This window comes from Vibrio sp. 1401 (assembly GCF_033340295.1).
The window spans coordinates 21,381-42,482 of the sequence record NZ_JAWOWF010000002.1; the positions used below are offsets into that span (position 1 = coordinate 21,381).

A 21,102-nucleotide genomic window follows, 5' to 3' on the forward strand; every position below is an offset into this window, starting at 1 on the left:
GTTATCCCCCTACCTTAAGGTTGTTAATGCCAACCACACGGTTGAACATATAAAACAGAACCAGTACAACGAACAAAAGCAGTCCACCCAATGCGCCAGCCATCCCCCAGTTCAGTGATGTCTGCATATGATAGGCAATCATATTGGAGATCATCTGTCCGCTTCTTCCACCAACCAAAGCGGGCGTAATGTAGAAGCCAATAGAAAGAATGAAAGTAAGCAAGGCCCCCGCACCTATACCCGGTAACGTAAGCGGCATATAAACTTTGATGAACGCAATGAAAGGCGTCGCGCCTAGAGAACGAGCGGCTCGGAAATAAGTTGGGCTAATTCCTTTCATTACGCTATACAGAGGCAGGATCATAAAAGGCAACAGAATGTGCACCATAGACACCACCGTTCCGAAGGTATTGTGAATCATCTGAATTCGCTCAGAAGTAAAACCCGACCAAATAAGGAGATCATTAATGACCCCTTGGTTTTGCAGCAGAACAATCCAAGACGTGGTTCTGACTAACAATGATGTCCAAAATGGCAGCAGCACAATAATTAAAAGTAAGTTCGCGCGCTTATCAGGTAAATTGGCAAGCAGGTAAGCAACGGGGTACGCCATCACCAAACAAGTTAAGGTGATTGAAATAGACATCCAAAAAGTTTTAAAGAAAAGGTCGACGTATATTTGGCGTTTTTCTGGTTGGGGCTCAATGTCTCCAAACTCATTCACTTGCAAGTCTAGCGCTGCAAGATAATGACTGAATGTTAATGCGCCACTAAGATTCTTAAACGCCGCCCAATATTTAGGATTAGCCCAACGCTTATCCAGCTTAGCCAACTGTGTCACCGAGATCGGCAGCGACGTCAACCGAGACAACTTTCTGCCGGTTTTCATGAGTAAACTGCGCATACCAGACTCTTCAATATTCATCCGGTTGGCTATTTTCGGTAGCTCTTTGCTTTGATAAAGCGCAAGTACCTCAACAGAGAATGCCTCAATGACTTCTTGATGAGGCTGACCTTGATAATCCCAACTTTCTAAAGCTTGAATAGTTTGTGGGAGTGACTGGGATATTTCTCGGTTATCCACGCTTCGAAAAAGCATGTCGAGGATAGGAAAAGCAAACGTAAGCAGAATAAAACACACCAATGGCGTTGTGAGCATAATGGAGCGAAGCTTTTTTCGGCGCTCTGCCTTTTGCAGCTGCGCTTTCAGATTGGTTTCTTGCTCATGAACTTGGCGTTCGATTTCCAATACAGAATCTAATGCGGTTAGCTCTCGACTCATGCTGCTACCTCGCTACTTTGAGTTTGTGTCCCATCAAGAGCATGGCAATCGTCACTTTGCCAACCAATACGACAAATTGAGCCAGGCGTTAACTGCAAGTGTTTACGATTATCGTTAGGTACTTTAACGATGAAGTGACCAACGCTCTCTACTTCGACGACCAGACGATAATGATCACCGTGATAAATCAATTCTCGTAGGACGCCCGAGACTTGGTTCTCACAAGACGCTTTCTCTGGTTGAATAACAATCTTTTCTGGTCGAATGGAAAGTGTTGTTCTCTGCCCTTGCTCAGAGACTCTGACAGGTTTCGCAGTAAATAACTCTTTCCCAACGAGCACTTGGCAATACTTTCCGTTCCACTCTTTGACTAAACCTGAGAGTTGGTTGTTTTCTCCGATAAACTGCGCAACAAACGTATTACTCGGAGATTCATAAAGCTCGGTTGGTGTCGCGAGTTGTTGCACTTCGCCGTGATTAAAAACCGCAATACGGTCGGACATAGTGAGAGCTTCGTCTTGATCGTGCGTCACATACAAAATGGTAATGCCAAGCTTTTCATGCAAATGTTTAATTTCCATCTGCATTTGCTCACGCAGCTGCTTATCTAACGCGCCTAGTGGTTCATCCATCAACACGAGTTTAGGCTCAAACACTAATGCTCGCGCTAACGCAACACGCTGTTGTTGACCACCTGATAACTGCTTCGGGTATCGAGTCGCAACATGCTCAAGCTCGACCATTTCTAATACACTCTGAACTTTGCTTTGAATCGTGTCACTGTCGAGTTTTCGCACCTTTAAAGGAAACGCAAGATTCTCAGCAATGGTCATATGTGGAAACAACGCATAGTTTTGAAACACCATACCAATATCACGCTTGTGCGGCGCGAGATGATTGACAGGAACGCCATCAATATAAATGTCTCCACCGGTCGCAGTTTCAAAGCCTGCTAGCATCATCAAGCAAGTGGTCTTGCCCGATCCTGACGGCCCCAACATAGTAACGAACTCTCCAGGAGCAATATCTAAGTTGAAGTCTTTCACCACCAAATTCGTGCCATCGTAGGTTTTCTTAACGTGTTGAAAGCTGACATAGTCCTTGTTTTCCGTGCTCATGACTTCCCTCTTCTCATTTTTTGAATATTACGAATGAGTAGAGCGTCAGTTAACGCTCTACTAAACAGCACAATTACAGATTGTATTTGGATAGGTCTAAGCGGGTTTCTAACGCATGTTCAACCATTTGAATGACTTGTTGACGCTCTTCACCTTGTAAGAGTTGGCGTGGCGCACGAACTTGTTCAGAACCACGTCCGCAGACTTGCTCGGCCAATTTTATGCACTGAACCAGCGTAGGAATGGTGTCTAAACGCAGTAGGGGTAAGAACCAACGGTAGATCTCTAACGCTTCAGCATAACGACCTTGGCTTGCCAGTTTATAAATCGCAACGGACTCTTCTGGGAATGCGTTGGTTAAACCAGAAATCCAGCCGGTCGCACCTAGCATCAATGATTCAAGAGCGATGTCATCAACACCACTGAACACGGTAAAGCGGTCATCAAATTTATTGTAAAGCTCGGTGATACGACGAGTATCAGTGGTCGACTCTTTGATAGCTACAATACTTTCAAACTCAGCCAGTTTCGCCATGATGTCGAGGTTTACATCGACACCATAAGCAACCGGGTTGTTGTAAATCATGATTGGCATTTCTGGCGTTGCTTCTGCTAGCGTGCGGTAATATTCGAACGTTTCGCTCTCAGACGTGCGGTAAACCATGGCAGGCATCACCATACAACCATCGATACCAATTTTGTACGCATCCTGCATGTAATCAACAGCTGCTGTGGTAATAGACTCTGCTGTACCAGCAATCAAAGGCACACGGCCATTTACGACTTCTTTTGCCGCTTGCAAGACCTGGCGTTTCTCCTCCGGGTACAACGCACAGTTCTCACCGACAGTACCCAAGCAGATAATGCCATTCACACCATCTTTAATTTGGTTATCTATAACAGTTTGCGTTGCGTCTAAGTCGATTGACTGATCTTGACGAAATTGCGTACTGACCGCCGGATAAACACCTTTCCAATCAATTTTCATGAACTACTTTCCTTATATGTATATTGTATGCAATTTAAATGAACGAGCAAAAATGCTCAGGCATGGCTATCTATGCCATTTTCTAACAACACCGCCTTTACAGCGGCCAAATCAGCCAAAGCACTGCCAACTGATTTGTATAAAGTAATGACCTCATCGTTTTGACGTCCTGAGATTTGTTGGGCGCAAAGCTGCGGTAATTCCCCTTTAATATCGTCTGACGTGAACACGCCCTCTTGAATTGGAATGAGAAGATCGCCCGCTTCGGCTAATACATTAATACGGCTATCAACATACACCTGTGCTCGTTGCACTGCTTCGGAGTCGCATTCACGCTTATCCAAGTCATGATTACCGACCAAATCAATATGGGTGCCCGGCTGCACGTCTGCGCCATTAAACAAAGGCTCTGCTGATGCGGTAATACAGCTGATGATGTCAACGTGTTTGATAACGTGGTCCACATTTTCTACGACTGAAACACGGAACCGACGCTCATCAGGAAGCGACTGATACTCTGAAGATGACACAATGGCATCTACCGTCGCCTCGGCTTTGTCTGAGTTACGCCCCCAAATATAAACCTGCTTAAGTGGGCGAACCGCAGCGTATGCCCACGCAAAATAAGGCGCAAGATTGCCCGTTCCGAAGATCAACAGACGATCAGCATCCGGACGCGCTAAATAGTCCGCTGCCAACGCAGAAGCTGCGGCGGTGCGCCAAAACGTTAAAACTTTACCGTCCACGAGTGCGAGCGGCTCACCATCGTTTCGTCTGAAAACAAGCAGCTTAGATGCAAGCGTATCTTTGCCTTGCTCAGGGTTATGCGGGAAATACGTAAAGGCTTTCACCGCAATCAACTCCTGGTTCCAAGCTGGAAGTAGCGCAAACGCCTCGTATTCTCCCTCTTCTAAGGGCATAACTCGGCGTTGAGGTATTGTTGCTGGCCGCGAGTACATTTCACGCATCGTTTCAATAAGAGACTCCATTGTTAAACATTGCGCGACTTGCTGTGCTTCGATGACTTTCATTATTTCTCCGAAAACATAAATACAGTTGAGGAAAAGTACGGAACCTCGCTTATGGATGAAAACTCGGTCCCATACAAAAATTAACGCCTAGTTAAGCAGCCAGGTGTTGAACTCTTCATTGAGTTCATCCGCGTAGTCTGACCACCATTCATCGTTAATCAGGAAGGCAGTTTGGAAGTTTTGAGGTGCGGTAGGAAGGTTCGCTAAAATGTCTGGGTTCACCTCCGCCGAAGACGACTTACGCGTAGGCCCATAGGCAACGTACTTAGCTTGATCAGCTAATGGTTTTGTTCCTGAAGAAAAAGCAATAAAGTCCAATGCAAGCTTTGTGTTCTCACTCCCTTTAGGTATCGCCCATCCATTCATGTAACCCATTTGACGGTCCCATATAATCCGAAATGGTTGACCTTCGTCTTTACGGGCATTGTGGATTCGGCCGTTAAACGCCGAGGCGATCACCACTTCTTTGTCTGCAAGCATTTGAGGTGGCTGGGCACCTGTTGTCCACCACAGTACTTCTGATTTGATCGTATCCAACTTAGCAAAAGCACGCTCACGCCCCGCTTCGGTTTCGAGCAGGCTGTAGACCTCTTCTGGCTTTACACCATCAGCCAATAGTGCCCACTCAAGATTGCCCTGAGGTTGTTTTTGCAATGCACGTCGACCTGGAAAAGTTTTTAGGTCAAAAAGATCGGTCAACTTGCTTGGCAAAGCCTTACCTTTAAACGCGTCTTCGTTCACCGCTAATACAGTGGACACAACGATGGTATTGATTGCGCATTCGTGAATCGCACCATCAATAAAATCCTCTTGTGCTGGTGTTCCATCAGCTCCCGGAGGCAAAATACTTGGGCTCACTGGTTCTAATAGCCCTTCTGCACAACCACGAACAATGTCCGGCTTGTCGAGAGAAACCAAATCCCAGCGCACATTGTTCGCTTCCACCTGTGCTTTAATTTCGGCTAATCCGCCGCTGAAATCCTCGGATACGATCTCAACACCTGTTTTTTTAATGAAAGGCTTATGATATGCCTCCACTTGGCTCTTGGTGAATGCACCACCCCAAGATACGACCGTCAATTTGTCTTCAGCATAAGCAGAGGTCCCCAACAGCATTCCTGAAATCAACAGCGCCAATGGTGCTTTGGTCATTCGTGACATGTTTTACTCCTTTTGGTTGTTTTTCTGGAGGCATCCGAGTACGGCTGTTGGATACCAGTTTTTGTTAAAATTAAGTTAACATTAGCATCTAATATATTTTATACAATATTTAATATTAAATTTTTCAGGCAAATCGTTGTAATGAAAAAGGTGAAAGATCAATCGATGTCGGCTTTCCTTCGATAAGCTCTAAAAGGAGATCTGCCGTAATCGCCGCTTGAGTTAATCCAAGGTGTTGGTGGCCAAATGCCAGTAATACATTTCCATCCCAAATGCTATCAATAACCGGTAACGAGTCGACTGTTGAAGGCCGATTACCCATCCACTTTTCTCCTTGCTTGAGTGGATGTAACCCCGATTCAAACATCTCATCACCTAACTTAAAAAGCATTTCTGAACGTTTCATATTGGGTGGTGACTCTACATCGGCATACTCAACAGTGCCTGCCAAGCGTAGCCCACCAGACATCGGAGTCATGATGAATTTTCTATCGGCAGAGCTAATAGGAAATGGCAGTACATCATGCTTGTCGTCCACCATTAGGTGATAACCTCGCTCGGCTTGAATAGGCACTTTGACTCCGGTTAGCTGCCGTATCAAAGGCTTAGAATGTACACCAGCAGCAACAATGATTCGGTCAAATGAATACGTTTGAGACTCAACCAGCACCTCGCCATTTTTCGCCAACGCAGATACACCGTTTTGTAAAACCTTACCGCCAAGAACTTCAAAAGCTTCACTTAGCTCAACACAGAGCTGATAAGGGTCTAGCGTATGACCTGTATCGGGAAAAAAGACGCCGACACGAACCTTATGGCTGAGATCAGGTATCCGCTCTCGAATCGCCTCTTGTGTCCAAACTTGATACGCCACACCGTTTTTAGCCAGTGAGTTAAGCGTGCTTTGATAATTCTGAAACAGTTTCTCGTTTTCAAAAGTGAGCAATGAACCATTCATTTTTATTAGATGCGCTTTTCCGATTGAATCAAGCACGCCACGCCAACTTGCCACTGACCGCTCGTTAAGACTCTTAATCGCGTTTTTTGCCCGCTCCGCGGCTGATGGCTTGGTTTGTAATAGAAAACGAATCATCCACCCGATTGTGTTTGGAATATCTTGCCAACGGATCGAAACCGGACTTTTGGGATCTAGCAGCATTTTAGGTAATTGTGGAAGCAGCGCTGGCGTTGCAAGAGGGAAGATTTGCTCAGTCGCGATATGGCCTGCATTTCCCTTAGAGCATCCATTCCCCACGCCATTGGGATCAAAAATCGTGACTTGATAACCTTGCTGCTGCAATTTCAAGCCAATTGATAAACCAATAATCCCCGCACCTATCACAGCGATCCTTTCCTTTTTAGTTTCATCCTTGACCAACATAAATATGCTCCGAGTCACACTTGAAAACGTAGATTGTATACAATATATTTTACATTACGTTAACATCACTATTGTTTAATTCAACCATTTTTTCAGCAAGGAGCGAAAAATGAGACAAGGAACTTTTTTCTGTATTGATGCCCACACCTGCGGCAACCCAGTTAGGCTGGTAGCAGGCGGTGTGCCTCCACTCGAAGGCAATACCATGAGCGAAAAGCGCCAATACTTTCTTGAGCATTATGATTGGATTCGTCAGGCACTCATGTTTGAGCCTCGCGGACACTCGATGATGTCGGGGTCCGTTGTCTTGCCTCCTTGCAGCGATAACGCAGACGCTTCAATTCTGTTTATTGAAACCAGTGGCTGCTTACCAATGTGTGGCCACGGCACCATTGGAACCGTCACCACCGCTATCGAAAATCGCCTTATCACTCCCCAAAAAGAAGGTCGTTTGATACTTGATGTCCCAGCAGGACAAATCGAAGTGCACTACCAAACAAAAGGTGACAAGGTCACGTCGGTAAAGATATTTAACGTACCGGCTTACCTTGCCCACCAAGACGTAACCGTGGACATAGAGGGCTTAGGTGAGCTCACTGTCGATGTTGCTTATGGCGGAAACTATTACGTAATCGTCGACCCTCAAGAAAACTACGCCGGACTTGAACACTACTCTCCAGATGAAATTTTGATGCTTTCTCCAAAAGTTCGCGAAGCGGTATCTCGAGCGGTTGAGTGCGTACATCCAGAAGATCCGACAGTGTGCGGTGTTTCTCACGTGCTATGGACCGGAGAGCCCACTCAAGAAAACGCCACCGCTCGAAATGCTGTGTTTTACGGCGACAAAGCGTTGGATCGCTCGCCATGTGGTACGGGTACTAGTGCACGCATGGCGCAATGGCATGCAAGAGGCAAACTCAATCAAGGAGAAGACTTTGTTCACGAAAGTATCATCGGCAGCCTATTTCAAGGACGTATAGAAGGCATTACCGAAGTGAATGGCAAAGCCGCTATTTTGCCAAGTATTGAAGGATGGGCACAAGTATACGGTCACAACACAATATGGGTAGACGATGAAGATCCATATGCGTACGGATTTGAAGTGAAGTAATAAGGATAGTAAGGAAGAATGATGAACCCACAAGAACCAACCACTTTTTACGCAGTCAACGCCTTTACTGGTGAGCCTCTACCTATTGCGTTTCCGGTACATGGAGAGCAAGAAGTTAATCAAGCCGCCTCAGCCGCCCAAAACGTTGCGCGTGAGTTTCGCCAACTAAGTAATGCAAAGCGATCGAGCTTACTTTGCTCTATCGCCTCTGAATTGGAAGTGAAGAGTGAAGAAATCGTTGCTCGTGCTCATTTAGAAACTGCCCTTCCCGAAGCACGTTTAAGCGGCGAAATAGGACGTACCGCGAACCAATTAAGACTATTTGCCGAGGTTGTGAGATCGGGTAATCACCATCAAGCAATTTTCGATACGCCAAACCCAAACCGTCAACCACTGCCAAAACCAGATATTCGCCGTCAACAAATCGCAATTGGCCCTGTCGCCGTGTTTGGTGCGTCTAATTTTCCGCTCGCATTTTCTACGGCAGGTGGTGATACGGCTTCGGCACTGGCAGCTGGCTGTCCTGTGATTGTAAAAGGCCATACCGCCCACCCTGGCACCAGTCAACTTGTTGCAGAGTGTATTGAGGCTGCACTGGAGAAAGAGTGCTTACCGCAAGCCATCTTCACGCTATTGCAAGGCAACAAACGCGCACTTGGCCAAGCACTCGTTACCCATCCAAAAATTAAAGGGGTTGGGTTTACAGGCTCCGTCGGTGGTGGCCGTGCGCTGTTCAATCTAGCTCAGCAAAGACCAGAGCCAATCCCCTTCTATGGTGAACTAGGGGCGATTAACCCAACATTTATTCTCCCTTCAGCCATACGAGCAAACGCCTCATTGGCTGAAGAGTTTGTGGCTTCTATGACTTTGGGCTGTGGACAATTTTGTACAAAACCAGGCGTTGTATTTGTCTTGAATAGCCCAGAAACGCAAGCCTTTATCGAAACCGCTCAAGGGTTAATTCGACAACAATCAACGGCCACTTTGCTAACGCAAGGAATCCGAGAAACATATGAATCCGAAGTGGATAAGCGAACTTCCGAAACAGGCATTAACGTCACTCGTTCTGAACAAGCAGAAGCGACCAATGTCTCACCAGCACTGTTCGTGACGGACAGTAAAAACTGGCGTAAAAACCCACAATGGGAGGAAGAAATATTTGGTCCTCAATCGTTAATCGTAATCTGTGAAGATTTCGATGACATGTTGAAACTGAGTGATTCACTGACTGGATCGCTCACCGCAACCCTTCACGCTACCGCTGAAGACGAAGAACAAGCCAAGCAACTGCTTCCAAGTTTGGAAGAAATCGCCGGACGCCTTGTATTCAACGGTTGGCCAACTGGCGTCGAGGTTGGTTACGCTATGGTTCATGGTGGACCATATCCGGCTTCAACCAATTCTGCCTCAACATCTGTCGGTGCGGAGGCTATTCATCGTTGGTTGCGTCCGGTCGCTTATCAAGCTTTGCCAGAATCTTTATTGCCGGATTCATTAAAAGCGTCGAACCCACTGGGTATCCAACGCGCCATAGATGGCAGTGTGTCCCAATAAGATCAACAAATGGCTCAAAAAGGCATCAACTGATGCCTTTTATTTCACTCTACTTCTCAAAACCTTCTTTCCTAGTTGGTTTGTGCCAGAAAAACAATAAACTACTAAAGTAAAATGGATTGGATACAATATTAATTTCACGGGAGACTTCAATGTCACAGAAACCTGTTTTTAAAACGCGCACTCAGCTCGTTGAGGAAGCAATTCGAACTCAGATCTTGAAGGGCGAGTTAAAAACTGGTCAACCTTTACGTCAAGATGCGTTAGCAAAAGAGTTTAATGTTAGCCGAATTCCTGTGCGTGAAGCGTTAGTTCAATTGGAAGCACAAGGACTCGTTAGCTTTGAACCTCACAAAGGTGCGACGGTCACTGAGCTATCTCCAGAGAAAATCAATGAGCTATTTGAACTGCGCGCTGTCGTGGAATGCCACATTTTAGAGCGCGCGATTCAAAATATGACAGACGCTGACCTTGAACGCGCGCGCGAAGTTCGCGAACGTTTCGAGTCAGTAGTGAACAGTGGCGACGAAGTAGAAGAATGGAGCAACTACAACTACGAGTTCCACAAAGCCCTATATGCGCCAGCCAACATGCCTGAAACTATGGACGTCATTTACAACCTGAACACAAAGTGTGACCGATACATACGCATGCAGCTATTGTTTACTACAGGCATTAAAAAGGCAGAAGAAGAGCACTTAAGCTTGTTTGAAATGTGCCAAAATCGCGATATCGAAGGCGCCAAGTACCTACTGAAAAAGCATATTCTAGAAGCAGGCACAGCGATTCGAAACCTGCTGCTTGAAAGGCAAAATATCAGCCAGTAAATGGAATAACGAATAAGGTGATATTCAAGGATGAATGTTGGACCAAAGTTTTTACTTGCAGCGCTACGACAAAAGATTAAAGAAGAAGGGCTTTGCTACAATTCCTTGTCAGAGAAAAGTGGCATCCCTTTATCTAGTATTAAACGCCACCTACATAATCCAGCTTTAGGTTTGGATAAAGTACTTATTTATCTGAACTACCTGAATACCGATCTCATCGAACTCGCAACCTTAGCCAACGAGCTTCAGCACCAAAACGAGCAAATGCTAACAGATGAAGAGAGCGCCCTTTTCGTTGAGCATCCTTATTTACTTGATTTTATTTATATGCTGACTTCTCGTGATATTAAACCGCAAGAGATAGCCCAAACTTACGGACTTTCTGATACAAGCTTACGATTCTATTTGCGTATCGCGGAAATTCTAGGATATGTCGAAAACTTCGGAGACGGCTTGTTTTACCGTTCTGGTCGTCGATTTATTATGGAAGAAGGTACGGCATTAGACACCTTATTCAAAGAGCGATTTCAACAAGATTCGCTTTCTCATGATATCAACCCAGGCGTATGTATAGGTCGCATTAGGCTCACCGAAGAGCAGAAAGTGCAAATAGAGGACGAGCTTTGTAATAAATTAGCGAAACTTAACGCAGTTAACACTTCCAACAATGAAGGTGAACTAACAAATATATTAATGCGCTGCACTCCCGGTGCTCAGATATTTTTCGCTGATGATATACCTAACATTGACGGAAGCCTATTAAAGCACGTCGCTCAACTCACTAAATTAAGTTAAAGCATCAGACAAATAAATCAAACAAATCCCAGATAACATCATATACCCCTACCAAATTATTGATTCAAAGCGTTTCCTGAATCTAATTCTGATTTTTATTTAGCAAGCATCGCTTAGTCAACTAAGAACTTGTCTTAATTTCACACTTATTAATTGTCTTGTTAGATCTTTTGAAATAGACAGAAAACTTAAGTAATGACTAATTTAGCTTAAGGATAAAAGACAACTTTTTTACGTTATTTACCTCACACTATTTAACTATAAATTTGCAGACGAAAAAATTAAATTAATACATTCACCTAGCTAATAAAAACAAAAGCAAAACACATAATTATAATTCTATTATTTATAAGGACATAGAAAAGTGAAATTTAAGTATTCTTTAGCAACGGCAGTCACTCTCGCATTATTACAAGGCTGTGGCGGTGGCGGCGGTGATAGCTCATCACCTACTCCGTCCACTAGCAGTGCAAACGGTCCAACATGGAAAGTTCATGATTTTAGCCAATCGTCGAAAACGTTTATCAACCAATGTGAAACGCCCCGCGTCGGACTGGACCCATATGACAACTATGCCGCCTATCCAGATAAATTGGGCTCTGCATTACACGAAAAACTCTTTTTAAGAGCTTTTACTAACGAAACGTATCTATGGTACGACGAGGTTCCTGATAATAATCCAGCAAACTACAAAACTGTTACTGATTACTTCAATACGCTGGTCACCTCTGCTACTACCGCGACGGGTAAACCAAAAGATCGCTTCCATTTTACCGTCCCTTATGAGGATGATATGAAATCATCGCAATCCGGTTTAGTTGCTGGATTTGGTTTTAACTGGGCATTCCTACGTGGCGTACAACCTCGAGACGTTCGTATTTCCTACACTGAAGAAGCCTCGCCAGCTGATAGAAGCGGCATTGCTCGTGGTGATAAGCTTCTGAAAATCAATAATATTGATGTGGTTAACACCGGTAGTCAGTCCGACATTGATTTTATTAATAAAACGCTCTTTAACCCTGACATCAATCAAGATTACACCTTCACATTTGAGAGTGTTGGCGGTCTAGAGAAAACCGTGACGCTTACCGCCTCTGATGTCATGACCTCTCCAGTTAAAAATGCCAAAGTGATTACACAAAATGGTATGCGGATCGGCTATCTGCAATACAACTCCTTTGAACCAAGCGCTCAAGCCCCGCTTATTGAGGCGTTCAGTACGCTCTCAGCAGAAAATGTTGACGAGATCGTCGTTGATTTACGTTACAACGGCGGTGGCTTAGTCCTTCAGTCCTCGCAAGTAGGCTACATGCTAAGCGGTGCTGGTCAGAACCGAGTCTTCAGTGAGTTGATTCATAATGACAAAGTGATGCGTACCATTAAAGATGGGGATAACATCTATCGCTTTACGAATCTAGCAATAGACTGGGCAGCACAGAAATATTCGGATCAAGTGCTTCCGACACTGAACAAAAAGCGCGTATATGTGCTGACTTCAGGAGGCACGGCTTCCTCAAGTGAACTGCTAATCAACGCTTTGCGCGGCATTGATGTGGAGGTTATCCAAATAGGTTCAACAACCACAGGTAAACCGTATGGGTTCTCACCAGAACAAAACTGCGGCACTATGTACTACACTATTCAGTTCAAGTCGGCGAACGAGAAAAAATTTGGCGACTTCGCTGATGGTTTTATTCCTACTCCAAAGAGCCAAATCAATACCGAGCTAGGCTTAAACAATAGAGTGGAAGGTTGCTGGGTCAATGATGACCTAACAAAACCATTAGGCGATCCGTCTGAAGGTATGCTTTCTGCGGCGCTAAACTACATGGAAACAGGAACCTGTCCGCCAGTATCCCCTTCAAGTTTCAACGCCATGCCGCGTAACATTTCATCTCCGGAGTTAAGCGATCTTCGCTCTCCGCTACGAACAGAGGCAATTCATGTTGAGATCAACTAACTTTTTACGAATGCTGATTCGGGTTGCGCTTTTCCTAGGCACTTCAATTTCTTTGATAGGATGTCAAGCTATGTCACAAGAACCCGTTGAAGCATTGAGTAAAAAGAACTCTCCGGAAACAGTCATAGAAATTCAAAACGCGATCGCAGAAATCCAAGGGACACCAGCACCTAGAATCGCAAATAACGTATTTGAATCCTCACCGCATTTGTTGATTGAAAAAGGACGAGTAAAAGGTAACAACAATCAACTGCTGGATGGCAGCTATACGGATCTTCCAGACCAATATACGTTGCAGATAAGAGGTGAAACCTGTGGCTTGTACTACGCCAAAACAGATACCTTTGTCACTCTCAGTTCACTAGATTGTGAGCCCATCATTAAGTTTTAGATCTCCCAAAAAGAGAAGCCCGCTGATATCAGCGGGCTTCCTACTTTATTGTTCAGTGTGAAACGGTCAACGTTACTTTAGTTCAATCCATGCTTTGCGCTGTTGCTTATCCATGTATGACCAAGCTACAAAGCGGCTCACTTTCTGTCCTTGGCTCATTTCAACCACACGAATGGCTTTCACACCCAATTTTTCAAGCTGCTTGCGCATCGGGCGAACGTTGTCTTTTTTGGATATGAGTGTTGTAAACCACAAAACCTGCGCGGCAAAAGCTTGGCTTTCATTCGCCATTTTTCGGATAAACGCCGCTTCTCCGCCTTCACACCACAATTCAGCGTTTTGACCGCCAAAATTCAACGCAGGCTTACTTGTCTTTACTGGTGCGGTTTGAGGTTTTAGCCCTTTCTTGCGCTGGTTTGCTTTTAGATTATCGATTTTACGCTGGCTGCCCATAGCGGCATCTTCCGCCGAACGGTGGAATGGCGGATTACATGTCGTCACATCATAACGATCATTCGGTTGAATGATACCTCGATAAATATTGGCATCATTGTATTGCTGTACCAGTGCAATTTTTCCCTTCAAAACACGATTGTGCTCTACGATCGTTTGAGCCGATTGGATGGATTTTGGATCGACATCGCTGCCCGTATAGTGCCAACCGTATTTTGTTACACCAACAATCGGATAAATACAGTTTGCTCCCACGCCAATGTCCAACGCTTTCACTTTTTGGTGCGCGTACTGACCTTTTACTTCACTATCAAGTAGTTCTGCCACTCGGTGAATGTAATCAGCGCGGCCCGGAATCGGTGGGCAAAGGTAGGTGTCGGGAATGTCCCAGAACTCGACACCATAATACGCAGCAAGCAATGCTTTATTGAGCATTTTAACCGCGTTAGGATCAGAGAAGTTTATGGAATCTTCCCCTTTCGGATTTTTGATAACGAATGGCTTTAACTGTGGTTCACTTTCCACGAGTTTTTTAAAATCGTAACGACCTCGATGAACATTACGCTCATGCAAACCATTCTTCGCTATTTTTATGAACTCGACTTCGCTCTTTCCTGCAGGCTGAGGGGATTTGCGCGCAACTTTGTCTTTAACACGCTTCGGCTTGTCTTTATTCGCGTCTTTCTTCTGACCCGCCATTGAAGCCTTTGGCTTTGCTTGCTTCGCGTTGTGATTATTGTTCTTCATTCAAATTCGCTTTTAAATCGAGGTAAATCATAAACAAACGAGCATCAAATTCGAGTTGGTGATACTCAGGCTCCATATAGCAACATAACTGATAGAACGCCTTGTCGTGGTTTTTCTCACGAGTATGTGCCAACTCATGTACCACCAGCATTCTTAATAGTGGCTCGGGCGCATCTTTAAATACATTGGCAATGCGAATCTCGTTTTTCGACTTCAGCTTACCGCCATGGTTTCTACTGATTACACTGTGCAAACCAAGCGCGTTGTTTACCGCGTGAATTTTCTTATCGTAGACAACTTTACTGATTGGCGCGGCTTTCTTCATGTAGCGGTTTTTGATTGCCATGGCGTACTCATAGAGCGCCCTTTCGCTTTTGATTTGGTGCCTATCGGAATAACGCTTTTCGAACCAAGGAACAAACTTGCCACTCGCTATCAATGAGCTCACCTGCTCTACGATGTTTTGTGGGTAGCCCTGAATGTATCGAAGTGACGGATGCATAGAGTTAACGTCTGTTATGACAAAATAAAGGCGCTCAATATACCTGAGATAAAGGACAGTTTCACCTTAGCTTTCGCCTTTCATTTATGGTGAAAGGCCGTTAAACTTCGCCTCCCAATGATAATGGAGAGAAATTCAATGAAACGTGTCGTTCTTTATGTCAAAGACAAATGCCCTCACTGCAAAGATGCTCAACGTTATCTGGATTCGAAAAATATTAACTATCGTTTGTGCAATGCTAAGATGCAACGCGGTCGCAAAGAACTTGATGCGCTTGGTGCTCGTTCAGTGCCAGTTTTAAAAATTGGTGATCGGGTAATGATTGGCTGGAACCCAAAGAACTTCGAGAAGATGTACAAAGGCGACTAGTGCTCGGACGATGAATCTGCGCTGCGTTTAAACGTAGCGCTTGATAAAGTCGATAAACGTTCGATCTGCTATTGATAAGTACCCCTGCTTGCGCCAAGCAAGTGCCAGATCCAGCGTCACTGGTGGTTCAAACGGTAAGCCAACAACGCCCGACTCATGTTGAGTCACCAATTCCAGTAACGCGGTAATCGCAAACTCTTGTTTTACAATACTCAAAATCAAAGGCAGTAAGTTGGTCTCGAATGATGACTTCATGGTAAACCCATGCTCCTCACTCACCTGATCCAAAAATTCGCGGTGAAAATAGCCATGCTGAAACATAACCAAATCGTGTTCAAAGAACTCATCAAAAGTAAGAGCGTGTCGCTGGGCTAACTCATGCTCAGGTGAAACAACTGCGACCATTTGGCTAGTAAACAAATGGTCAGTTTCTAGGTCATCAGGCACGTTATCACAACTGATCACACCGATATCGAGTTGACCATTGAGCAGCATACGACGAATCGATTGAGTCCCAGCTTCGACCAAGGTCAATTTTAACTCCGGGAACTGGCTTTTAAACGCCATCACAATTCGTGGAAAGAAATAACTGCCCATCATTGATGGCGTCCCGAGCCTTACTTCGCCTTTCGCTAAGCCTTTCAACTCATCAATCGCGAGCTGCGCGTCGTGCAACTGTTGAATCACCCGCTTGGCATGTACAAATAACGTTTCGCCCTCTTTCGTTAAGCTGATTTTTTTATCATCACGGCGAAATAGGGTAACGCCCAAAGACTGCTCAAACTTTTTGATAGAAATGCTTAATGCGGGCTGGGCAATATGCAGGGCTTTCGCCGCATGGGTAATGTTTCCGTGTTCAGCGACCGCCAGAAAATGTTTAAGTTGTTTCGATTCCATTAGATCAAAAATATATGGTGTCCATATTTTTAATATATTTTTTTAATTTATAACGAACTGATAGATTGATCACAGTCTCTCCATTTGCTCACATTAGGCAGGATTCATGGTCAGTTTTGGCACACCGGAATACAAACGCATTACGCTCTCGCTAGCGCTTGGTTCCTTCTTGGTTTTTTCAAATTTATACCTACTACAGCCAATGCTGCCCACTTTTGCTCAAATTTTCACGATCTCAGAAACGCAAGTGAACTGGTTATTTGCGGCCTCGACACTCGCTCTCTCTTTTAGCCTCGTTCCAATGGCTGTGTTGTCAGAATCAGTGGGAAGAAAGCCAGTCATGATGGCTGGTCTGTTTTCAATTCCTACCCTTTCCGCTTTGATGCTGTTTGGTGACTCATTTCTGTTTTTGGTGGTATGTCGAGCACTGATCGGTGTCGCGCTCGCCGCTTTTGCTGCGGTCGCCGTGGCTTACATGGCAGAAGAACTCGACAAGCACGCCTTCCCGATGGCAATTGGAACGTACATTGCGGCTAACTCATTAGGCGGCATTGCAGGGCGTATTAGCGGTGGCTTATTGGCGGACAATTTCAGTGTTGATGTCGCCATTGAAGTTATGATGGTGTTCACTCTTCTTGGTGTCATTGGCGTTCACTATTTATTGCCAACACAGCGCAACTTCACCCCGTCATCAAGCAGCTTGCGCCATCAAAATCGTGCGCTTATTGGTCATTTTAAAAACCAACGCGTGTGGTTCGCAATGCTGATAGGAGGACTCAACTTTGCTTTGTTCGTCAACCTTTACTCCGTCATGGGTTTCCGTCTGGTGAGTGAACCTCACAATGTGCCCGTCGGGTTGGCCTCACTGATCTTTATTTGTTACTTGGGAGGGACTTTCTCCTCTCGTTGCGCAGGCCACTGGAGTAAACGTTATTCATCAATCCTCGGTATGTTCTTAGGCGCGATAGTGAGCATGGCGGGGATGTGGATTGCGGCGGTTGAAAGCTTGACTGCAATGCTATTTGGGTTGTTGCTGATAAGTTTTGGTGCCTTCTTTACTCATACCCTCGCCTACGGTTGGGTCGGTCAGAACGCCACTCGCGCCAAAGCCACCGCGACAGCGCTCTACTTAGTACACTACTACGTAGGCGGTAGCTTAGGAGGATTCTTACTTCTTTATTGTTGGCAACATGGTGGTTGGTCGAGTGTTCTTATGGGAGGAAGCGCAGTCTACCTAGCGATGTTTGCTGCAATTGCGTATTTGAAACACATTGCCGAAAGAAAGCATACTGACCAAACACCTGACGCTGCGAGTTTAAAGAGTAGCTAAGGTACGCTCATTTGCGTAATACCTCTCTGGTTACTTGGATAACCAACTCTGCTATGCTTGCGCTACTTTAATAAAAACCAGAAAGTCGTATGTCAACGCGTTCAACACAAAACACAGATATCGAAGCGATCACTCAACAGGTCGATCAATGGCTCAAAGATGTAGTAATCGGTCTCAACCTTTGTCCATTTGCTGCCAAGCCGCAACGTAATAAACAAATCAAAATCTTTGTTAGTGAAGCGACTCAAGAAGAAGCGCTTCTAGAAGATATTTTATTGCAGCTGATTGAGCTGAGTAACACAGAACCCGAACAACTTGAGACCACGTTGGTTGTGGTTCCCAACATGCTACAAGATTTCTGGGACTACAACTTTTGCATAGATTGGGTTGAAGGATTAATTAAGCAGCAAAACTGGGAAGGTGTTTTCCAAGTAGCGACTTTCCATCCTGATTACTGTTTTGGCGGCGCAAGGCCTGAAGACGACGAAAACCTAACCAATCGTTCTCCTTACCCGATCTTCCATTTGATTCGCGAAGAGAGTATGGAAAAGGTACTAAAACACTATCCTGATCCTGAATCCATTCCCGATACGAACATCGCTCGTGTTTCCGCCCTTTCAGAGGAAGAACGTAAAAAGCTGTTCCCTTACCTATTTCGTTAAGCACCACCATTCCCAAAGGCAGATTTATCACCAGTTAGATGCAATGCCCTTGGGGTTCAAAGTGCGGTTTGGTATCATTGCCGCTTCAATCGATTCAATGGAAATTAGAATGCAACTGTCAAAGCTAACCCAAGAGATTTTTGATCACTTATACCGTGATATCACCGAGTTCCGTAGTACGTTCGACTTACCAGTCGCAGACGCTGCAAGCCTTGATACGCAAGCAGACACACTACACACCTCTTTGGCGATCGAAGAGCTAACAGAGCTAGCAGAAGCAGATTGTAAAACTGAGCAAGCAGATGCCATCGTAGACAGCGTGTATGTATTAATGGGCCGTCTCGTTCATCTTGGCCACAGCAAAGTAGAAGACAACCTGGCGATCAGCTACTTAATTGATCTTCTATTAAACGTTGCGGTAAACCGTGGTATCGAGTTTATTCCTTGCTGGGATGAAGTACATTCAAGCAACATGAGCAAAGTATGCCGTAACGAGCAAGAGTACTCAGAAACAGAAGCATTCTACGCAGAACAAGGCATCAAGTTGATGGCGGTGCAGAAAGGTGAATACATCATCGCGAAATGCGCCGAAGATTTCGTATCGGAAGGTAAAACCATTCGTAAAGGCAAAGTACTCAAATCTGTTTACTACCGCCCTGCAGATCTAAAACCGTTAACTCAATAAGCGTTGAGTTTGGCTATCTCGATTAAAAAAAACGACCTCAAGTAGGTCGTTTTTTATTGTCCCTAAACATTAATCAAAGATTAAATAAGGTTGCTCATCTACGATGACCTTTTTGACTTGAGTATTGAACACTTCCCCGAGAGCTTCTTCCGTTAGCACAGTATCGGCACTTCCTGATGAGTGCAGCACACCGTTGTTAAGCAGCAATACTTTATCTGCGTGCTTTAATGTGCGATTGAGATCGTGATTAGCAACTAATACTCCAATTCCCTGCGCCGCCATAGCGTTAATCAATTGATAGAGCAGACCCTCTTGCGCAATATCTAACGGTGCTGCTGGCTCATCCAAAATTAAAAACTGCGAAAAAGGATTAATGGTACGCCACACCTGCAAACATACACCTGCTAATCGGACACGCTGCCACTCACCACCGGATAATGTTTGAATACTGCGATGAAGCTTATCTTGCAGTTGTACCAGCTCCACCACCATATTGACGGCATCACGCACTTTGATATCCGCAATCTCAGCACCACTTGGCAGAGATAAAGCGAGATACTGAAACACATCAACATTAAACGCTGGGCGCGATTGCTGACACAAATAACCTCGAACATGAGCTTGCTCTGACAACGGTAAAGTAAGCAAGTTTTTGTTGCCAACGTACACTTCACCACTCATACCGTCTCGGTGACTTAACGTACCAGAAATCGCAGCCAATAAAGTACTCTTACCGGAACCATTAGGCCCAACGATATGTACGATTTCGCTAGCTTTGCATTCAAAAGAAAGAGGCAATAATCGACTACCAACCGACATATGTTTAACGTGCATCATGACTCTTCACCAGCATCCAGATGAAAATAGGTGCGCCAATCGATGTTGTCATGACACCTAAAGGCAACTCTGCGGAGTCCAATAACAGTCTTGCGCCGATGTCAGCAAATACAAGCAACGCAGCACCAGATATTGCAGAAAGTGGCAATAAATAACGGTTTTCCGTACCAAAAGCCAAACGCAACAAGTGCGGCACCACCAAACCAACAAAACTGATGATGCCACCCAAAGCGACTGAACTACCCACCAAAACAGAAATGGCGAGGATCAATTTCCAACGCATTTGATGCACATCGACACCCAATTGGGTCGCATGAATCTCACCCAGCATCAATTTATCAAGCGACTTGCCTTTACAACATAACCAGGTAAGCACCGGTAACATCACCAAAGTAACGGTATGTTGATACCAACTTGCACCGCCAATACTGCCCATTAACCAATACATCAGTTGGCGTAAACTGAGATCATCACTAAAGTAAAATGCCCAGGTCACAATCGCGCTCGATAAAATACCCAATGCGACCCCAACCAAAAGCAATCGAGCCGTCGTCAGGTGCATTGCCCTTGCTATCGCCACCAAAACAAACGTGAATACCATCGAGCCTGCAATCGCTGCCAACATAAAAACAATCGGGGTAGGAAGAACAGGTGACGCGAACATGATTAAGACCATTGCTAAGCTTGCGCCACCAGAGATACCAAGCACGCCAGGTTCAGCCAACACGTTCCCAAGCAACACTTGTAACGTCGCGCCAGATACCGCTAACGCAGCACCAATAATTGCCGCAGACACTAACCTCGGTAAACGCAAGTCCACCAATAACTTCTGTTCAAATGCAGATAAGGATTGAAAAGGAGAAAGGAAAATTTCTCCGACCATCAAGTGAATGGCAGAGAGTACAGCGAGCACGATCGACATAACCATCAGGTTACGTTGCCAGCGTCGTTCCTTGTTCAGGATAAGTTGTTGAAAATCCATAGCGGCCGATAAAAACAAACGAGGCTTAACCTTACAGTT

Annotated in this window: 21 protein-coding genes; 10 read left to right on the forward strand and 11 right to left on the reverse strand. The window is 45.0% G+C overall.

Features of this window, described 5'->3' with window-relative positions; translation table 11 throughout:
• Position 1: 1 nt before the first annotated feature.
• The 6 genes from R7Z77_RS01410 to R7Z77_RS01435 all read right to left on the reverse strand — a co-directional run bounded on the left by R7Z77_RS01410 (position 2) and on the right by R7Z77_RS01435 (position 6,961).
• On the reverse strand, positions 2-1,282 hold the full coding sequence (locus R7Z77_RS01410) for an ABC transporter permease (RefSeq protein ID WP_064353853.1): 1,281 nt from the start codon (positions 1,280-1,282) through the stop codon (positions 2-4).
• On the reverse strand, positions 1,279-2,400 hold the full coding sequence (locus R7Z77_RS01415) for an ABC transporter ATP-binding protein (RefSeq protein WP_048626301.1): 1,122 nt from the start codon (positions 2,398-2,400) through the stop codon (positions 1,279-1,281). Before R7Z77_RS01415 ends, R7Z77_RS01410 begins: the two co-directional genes overlap by 4 nt.
• 73 nt (positions 2,401-2,473) lie before the next feature.
• Positions 2,474-3,388, reverse strand: coding sequence for a dihydrodipicolinate synthase family protein (locus tag R7Z77_RS01420; protein ID WP_005377851.1), 915 nt, complete (start codon positions 3,386-3,388; stop codon positions 2,474-2,476).
• 56 nt (positions 3,389-3,444) lie between these two features.
• Positions 3,445-4,419 (reverse strand): ornithine cyclodeaminase family protein, encoded by a 975-nt coding sequence (locus R7Z77_RS01425; RefSeq protein WP_005389759.1) that lies wholly within the window; start codon positions 4,417-4,419, stop codon positions 3,445-3,447.
• Between the two features lie 87 nt (positions 4,420-4,506).
• Complete coding sequence (locus tag R7Z77_RS01430; RefSeq protein ID WP_017633955.1) at positions 4,507-5,580, reverse strand: polyamine ABC transporter substrate-binding protein; 1,074 nt, start codon at positions 5,578-5,580, stop codon at positions 4,507-4,509.
• 124 nt (positions 5,581-5,704) lie between these two features.
• A complete protein-coding gene (locus R7Z77_RS01435; RefSeq protein ID WP_213913847.1) occupies positions 5,705-6,961 on the reverse strand; it encodes an NAD(P)/FAD-dependent oxidoreductase in 1,257 nt (418 codons plus the stop codon).
• 109 nt (positions 6,962-7,070) lie between these two features.
• Here R7Z77_RS01435 and R7Z77_RS01440 point away from each other — a divergent pair, with 109 nt between their 5' ends.
• The 6 genes from R7Z77_RS01440 (at position 7,071) to R7Z77_RS01465 (ending at position 13,599) form a co-directional block, all read left to right on the forward strand.
• Entirely contained in the window at positions 7,071-8,072 is a 1,002-nt protein-coding gene (locus R7Z77_RS01440; protein WP_047008677.1) for a 4-hydroxyproline epimerase, read from the forward strand.
• Between the two features lie 21 nt (positions 8,073-8,093).
• Positions 8,094-9,626, forward strand: coding sequence for an aldehyde dehydrogenase (NADP(+)) (locus R7Z77_RS01445; RefSeq protein ID WP_213967398.1), 1,533 nt, complete (start codon positions 8,094-8,096; stop codon positions 9,624-9,626).
• Positions 9,627-9,778: 152 nt separating this feature from the next.
• Complete coding sequence (locus R7Z77_RS01450) at positions 9,779-10,453, forward strand: GntR family transcriptional regulator (RefSeq protein WP_005377862.1); 675 nt, start codon at positions 9,779-9,781, stop codon at positions 10,451-10,453.
• A 30-nt stretch (positions 10,454-10,483) separates the two neighbouring features.
• Complete coding sequence (locus R7Z77_RS01455; RefSeq protein WP_064353850.1) at positions 10,484-11,248, forward strand: hypothetical protein; 765 nt, start codon at positions 10,484-10,486, stop codon at positions 11,246-11,248.
• Positions 11,249-11,612: 364 nt separating this feature from the next.
• Positions 11,613-13,208 (forward strand): S41 family peptidase, encoded by a 1,596-nt coding sequence (locus R7Z77_RS01460; RefSeq protein ID WP_054574071.1) that lies wholly within the window; start codon positions 11,613-11,615, stop codon positions 13,206-13,208.
• Positions 13,209-13,278: 70 nt separating this feature from the next.
• The gene (locus R7Z77_RS01465; RefSeq protein WP_053350410.1) at positions 13,279-13,599 is read left to right on the forward strand and encodes a hypothetical protein; all 321 of its coding nucleotides are present in this window, start codon (positions 13,279-13,281) and stop codon (positions 13,597-13,599) included.
• A 72-nt stretch (positions 13,600-13,671) separates the two neighbouring features.
• Here the strand turns inward: R7Z77_RS01465 and rlmF are convergent, their stop codons facing one another.
• Positions 13,672-14,799: a 23S rRNA (adenine(1618)-N(6))-methyltransferase RlmF gene (gene rlmF / locus R7Z77_RS01470; RefSeq protein WP_053350411.1), complete on the reverse strand. Its 1,128-nt coding sequence runs from the start codon at positions 14,797-14,799 to the stop codon at positions 13,672-13,674.
• Positions 14,786-15,301 (reverse strand): M48 family metallopeptidase, encoded by a 516-nt coding sequence (locus R7Z77_RS01475; protein WP_053350412.1) that lies wholly within the window; start codon positions 15,299-15,301, stop codon positions 14,786-14,788. Before R7Z77_RS01475 ends, rlmF begins: the two co-directional genes overlap by 14 nt.
• A gap of 138 nt (positions 15,302-15,439) precedes the next feature.
• On the opposite strand from R7Z77_RS01475, the gene R7Z77_RS01480 reads away from it, so the two are divergent.
• Positions 15,440-15,670, forward strand: coding sequence for a glutaredoxin family protein (locus R7Z77_RS01480; RefSeq protein WP_005377871.1), 231 nt, complete (start codon positions 15,440-15,442; stop codon positions 15,668-15,670).
• 27 nt (positions 15,671-15,697) lie between these two features.
• Here R7Z77_RS01480 and R7Z77_RS01485 read toward each other — a convergent pair whose 3' ends face one another.
• Positions 15,698-16,567 carry a LysR family transcriptional regulator gene (locus tag R7Z77_RS01485; protein ID WP_005389786.1) on the reverse strand — a complete coding sequence of 290 codons (870 nt, stop codon included), beginning with the start codon at positions 16,565-16,567 and terminating at the stop codon, positions 15,698-15,700.
• A gap of 106 nt (positions 16,568-16,673) precedes the next feature.
• On the opposite strand from R7Z77_RS01485, the gene R7Z77_RS01490 reads away from it, so the two are divergent.
• The 3 genes from R7Z77_RS01490 (at position 16,674) to R7Z77_RS01500 (ending at position 19,244) form a co-directional block, all read left to right on the forward strand.
• On the forward strand, positions 16,674-17,897 hold the full coding sequence (locus R7Z77_RS01490) for an MFS transporter (RefSeq protein WP_053350414.1): 1,224 nt from the start codon (positions 16,674-16,676) through the stop codon (positions 17,895-17,897).
• Between the two features lie 89 nt (positions 17,898-17,986).
• A complete protein-coding gene (locus R7Z77_RS01495; RefSeq protein WP_213967397.1) occupies positions 17,987-18,559 on the forward strand; it encodes a DUF1415 domain-containing protein in 573 nt (190 codons plus the stop codon).
• Between the two features lie 109 nt (positions 18,560-18,668).
• Entirely contained in the window at positions 18,669-19,244 is a 576-nt protein-coding gene (locus R7Z77_RS01500) for a nucleoside triphosphate pyrophosphohydrolase family protein (protein ID WP_005377875.1), read from the forward strand.
• A 69-nt stretch (positions 19,245-19,313) separates the two neighbouring features.
• On the opposite strand, the gene btuD is transcribed toward R7Z77_RS01500, so the two are convergent.
• Both btuD and btuC read right to left on the reverse strand, forming a co-directional pair.
• Positions 19,314-20,081 carry a vitamin B12 ABC transporter ATP-binding protein BtuD gene (btuD, locus tag R7Z77_RS01505; protein ID WP_080996857.1) on the reverse strand — a complete coding sequence of 256 codons (768 nt, stop codon included), beginning with the start codon at positions 20,079-20,081 and terminating at the stop codon, positions 19,314-19,316.
• Entirely contained in the window at positions 20,068-21,063 is a 996-nt protein-coding gene (gene btuC, locus R7Z77_RS01510; RefSeq protein ID WP_053306934.1) for a vitamin B12 ABC transporter permease BtuC, read from the reverse strand. The genes btuD and btuC overlap by 14 nt, the downstream gene beginning before the upstream one ends.
• Positions 21,064-21,102: the final 39 nt, after the last annotated feature.

What these genes read in the sequence shown, in the direction of transcription:
- R7Z77_RS01480 (WP_005377871.1), top strand. Translation starts at nt 15,440, where the DNA reads ATGAAACGTGTCGTTCTTTATGTCAAAGACAAATGCCCTCACTGCAAA.
- R7Z77_RS01500 (WP_005377875.1), top strand. Translation starts at nt 18,669, where the DNA reads ATGCAACTGTCAAAGCTAACCCAAGAGATTTTTGATCACTTATACCGT.
- R7Z77_RS01430 (WP_017633955.1), bottom strand. Translation starts at nt 5,580, where the DNA reads ATGTCACGAATGACCAAAGCACCATTGGCGCTGTTGATTTCAGGAATG.
- R7Z77_RS01410 (WP_064353853.1), bottom strand. Translation starts at nt 1,282, where the DNA reads ATGAGTCGAGAGCTAACCGCATTAGATTCTGTATTGGAAATCGAACGC.
- R7Z77_RS01440 (WP_047008677.1), top strand. Translation starts at nt 7,071, where the DNA reads ATGAGACAAGGAACTTTTTTCTGTATTGATGCCCACACCTGCGGCAAC.
- R7Z77_RS01455 (WP_064353850.1), top strand. Translation starts at nt 10,484, where the DNA reads ATGAATGTTGGACCAAAGTTTTTACTTGCAGCGCTACGACAAAAGATT.
- R7Z77_RS01495 (WP_213967397.1), top strand. Translation starts at nt 17,987, where the DNA reads ATGTCAACGCGTTCAACACAAAACACAGATATCGAAGCGATCACTCAA.
- rlmF (WP_053350411.1), bottom strand. Translation starts at nt 14,799, where the DNA reads ATGAAGAACAATAATCACAACGCGAAGCAAGCAAAGCCAAAGGCTTCA.
- R7Z77_RS01465 (WP_053350410.1), top strand. Translation starts at nt 13,279, where the DNA reads ATGTCACAAGAACCCGTTGAAGCATTGAGTAAAAAGAACTCTCCGGAA.
- R7Z77_RS01475 (WP_053350412.1), bottom strand. Translation starts at nt 15,301, where the DNA reads ATGCATCCGTCACTTCGATACATTCAGGGCTACCCACAAAACATCGTA.
- R7Z77_RS01420 (WP_005377851.1), bottom strand. Translation starts at nt 3,388, where the DNA reads ATGAAAATTGATTGGAAAGGTGTTTATCCGGCGGTCAGTACGCAATTT.
- R7Z77_RS01445 (WP_213967398.1), top strand. Translation starts at nt 8,094, where the DNA reads ATGAACCCACAAGAACCAACCACTTTTTACGCAGTCAACGCCTTTACT.
- R7Z77_RS01490 (WP_053350414.1), top strand. Translation starts at nt 16,674, where the DNA reads ATGGTCAGTTTTGGCACACCGGAATACAAACGCATTACGCTCTCGCTA.
- R7Z77_RS01485 (WP_005389786.1), bottom strand. Translation starts at nt 16,567, where the DNA reads ATGGAATCGAAACAACTTAAACATTTTCTGGCGGTCGCTGAACACGGA.
- R7Z77_RS01415 (WP_048626301.1), bottom strand. Translation starts at nt 2,400, where the DNA reads ATGAGCACGGAAAACAAGGACTATGTCAGCTTTCAACACGTTAAGAAA.
- btuD (WP_080996857.1), bottom strand. Translation starts at nt 20,081, where the DNA reads ATGATGCACGTTAAACATATGTCGGTTGGTAGTCGATTATTGCCTCTT.
- R7Z77_RS01435 (WP_213913847.1), bottom strand. Translation starts at nt 6,961, where the DNA reads ATGTTGGTCAAGGATGAAACTAAAAAGGAAAGGATCGCTGTGATAGGT.
- R7Z77_RS01425 (WP_005389759.1), bottom strand. Translation starts at nt 4,419, where the DNA reads ATGAAAGTCATCGAAGCACAGCAAGTCGCGCAATGTTTAACAATGGAG.
- btuC (WP_053306934.1), bottom strand. Translation starts at nt 21,063, where the DNA reads ATGGATTTTCAACAACTTATCCTGAACAAGGAACGACGCTGGCAACGT.
- R7Z77_RS01450 (WP_005377862.1), top strand. Translation starts at nt 9,779, where the DNA reads ATGTCACAGAAACCTGTTTTTAAAACGCGCACTCAGCTCGTTGAGGAA.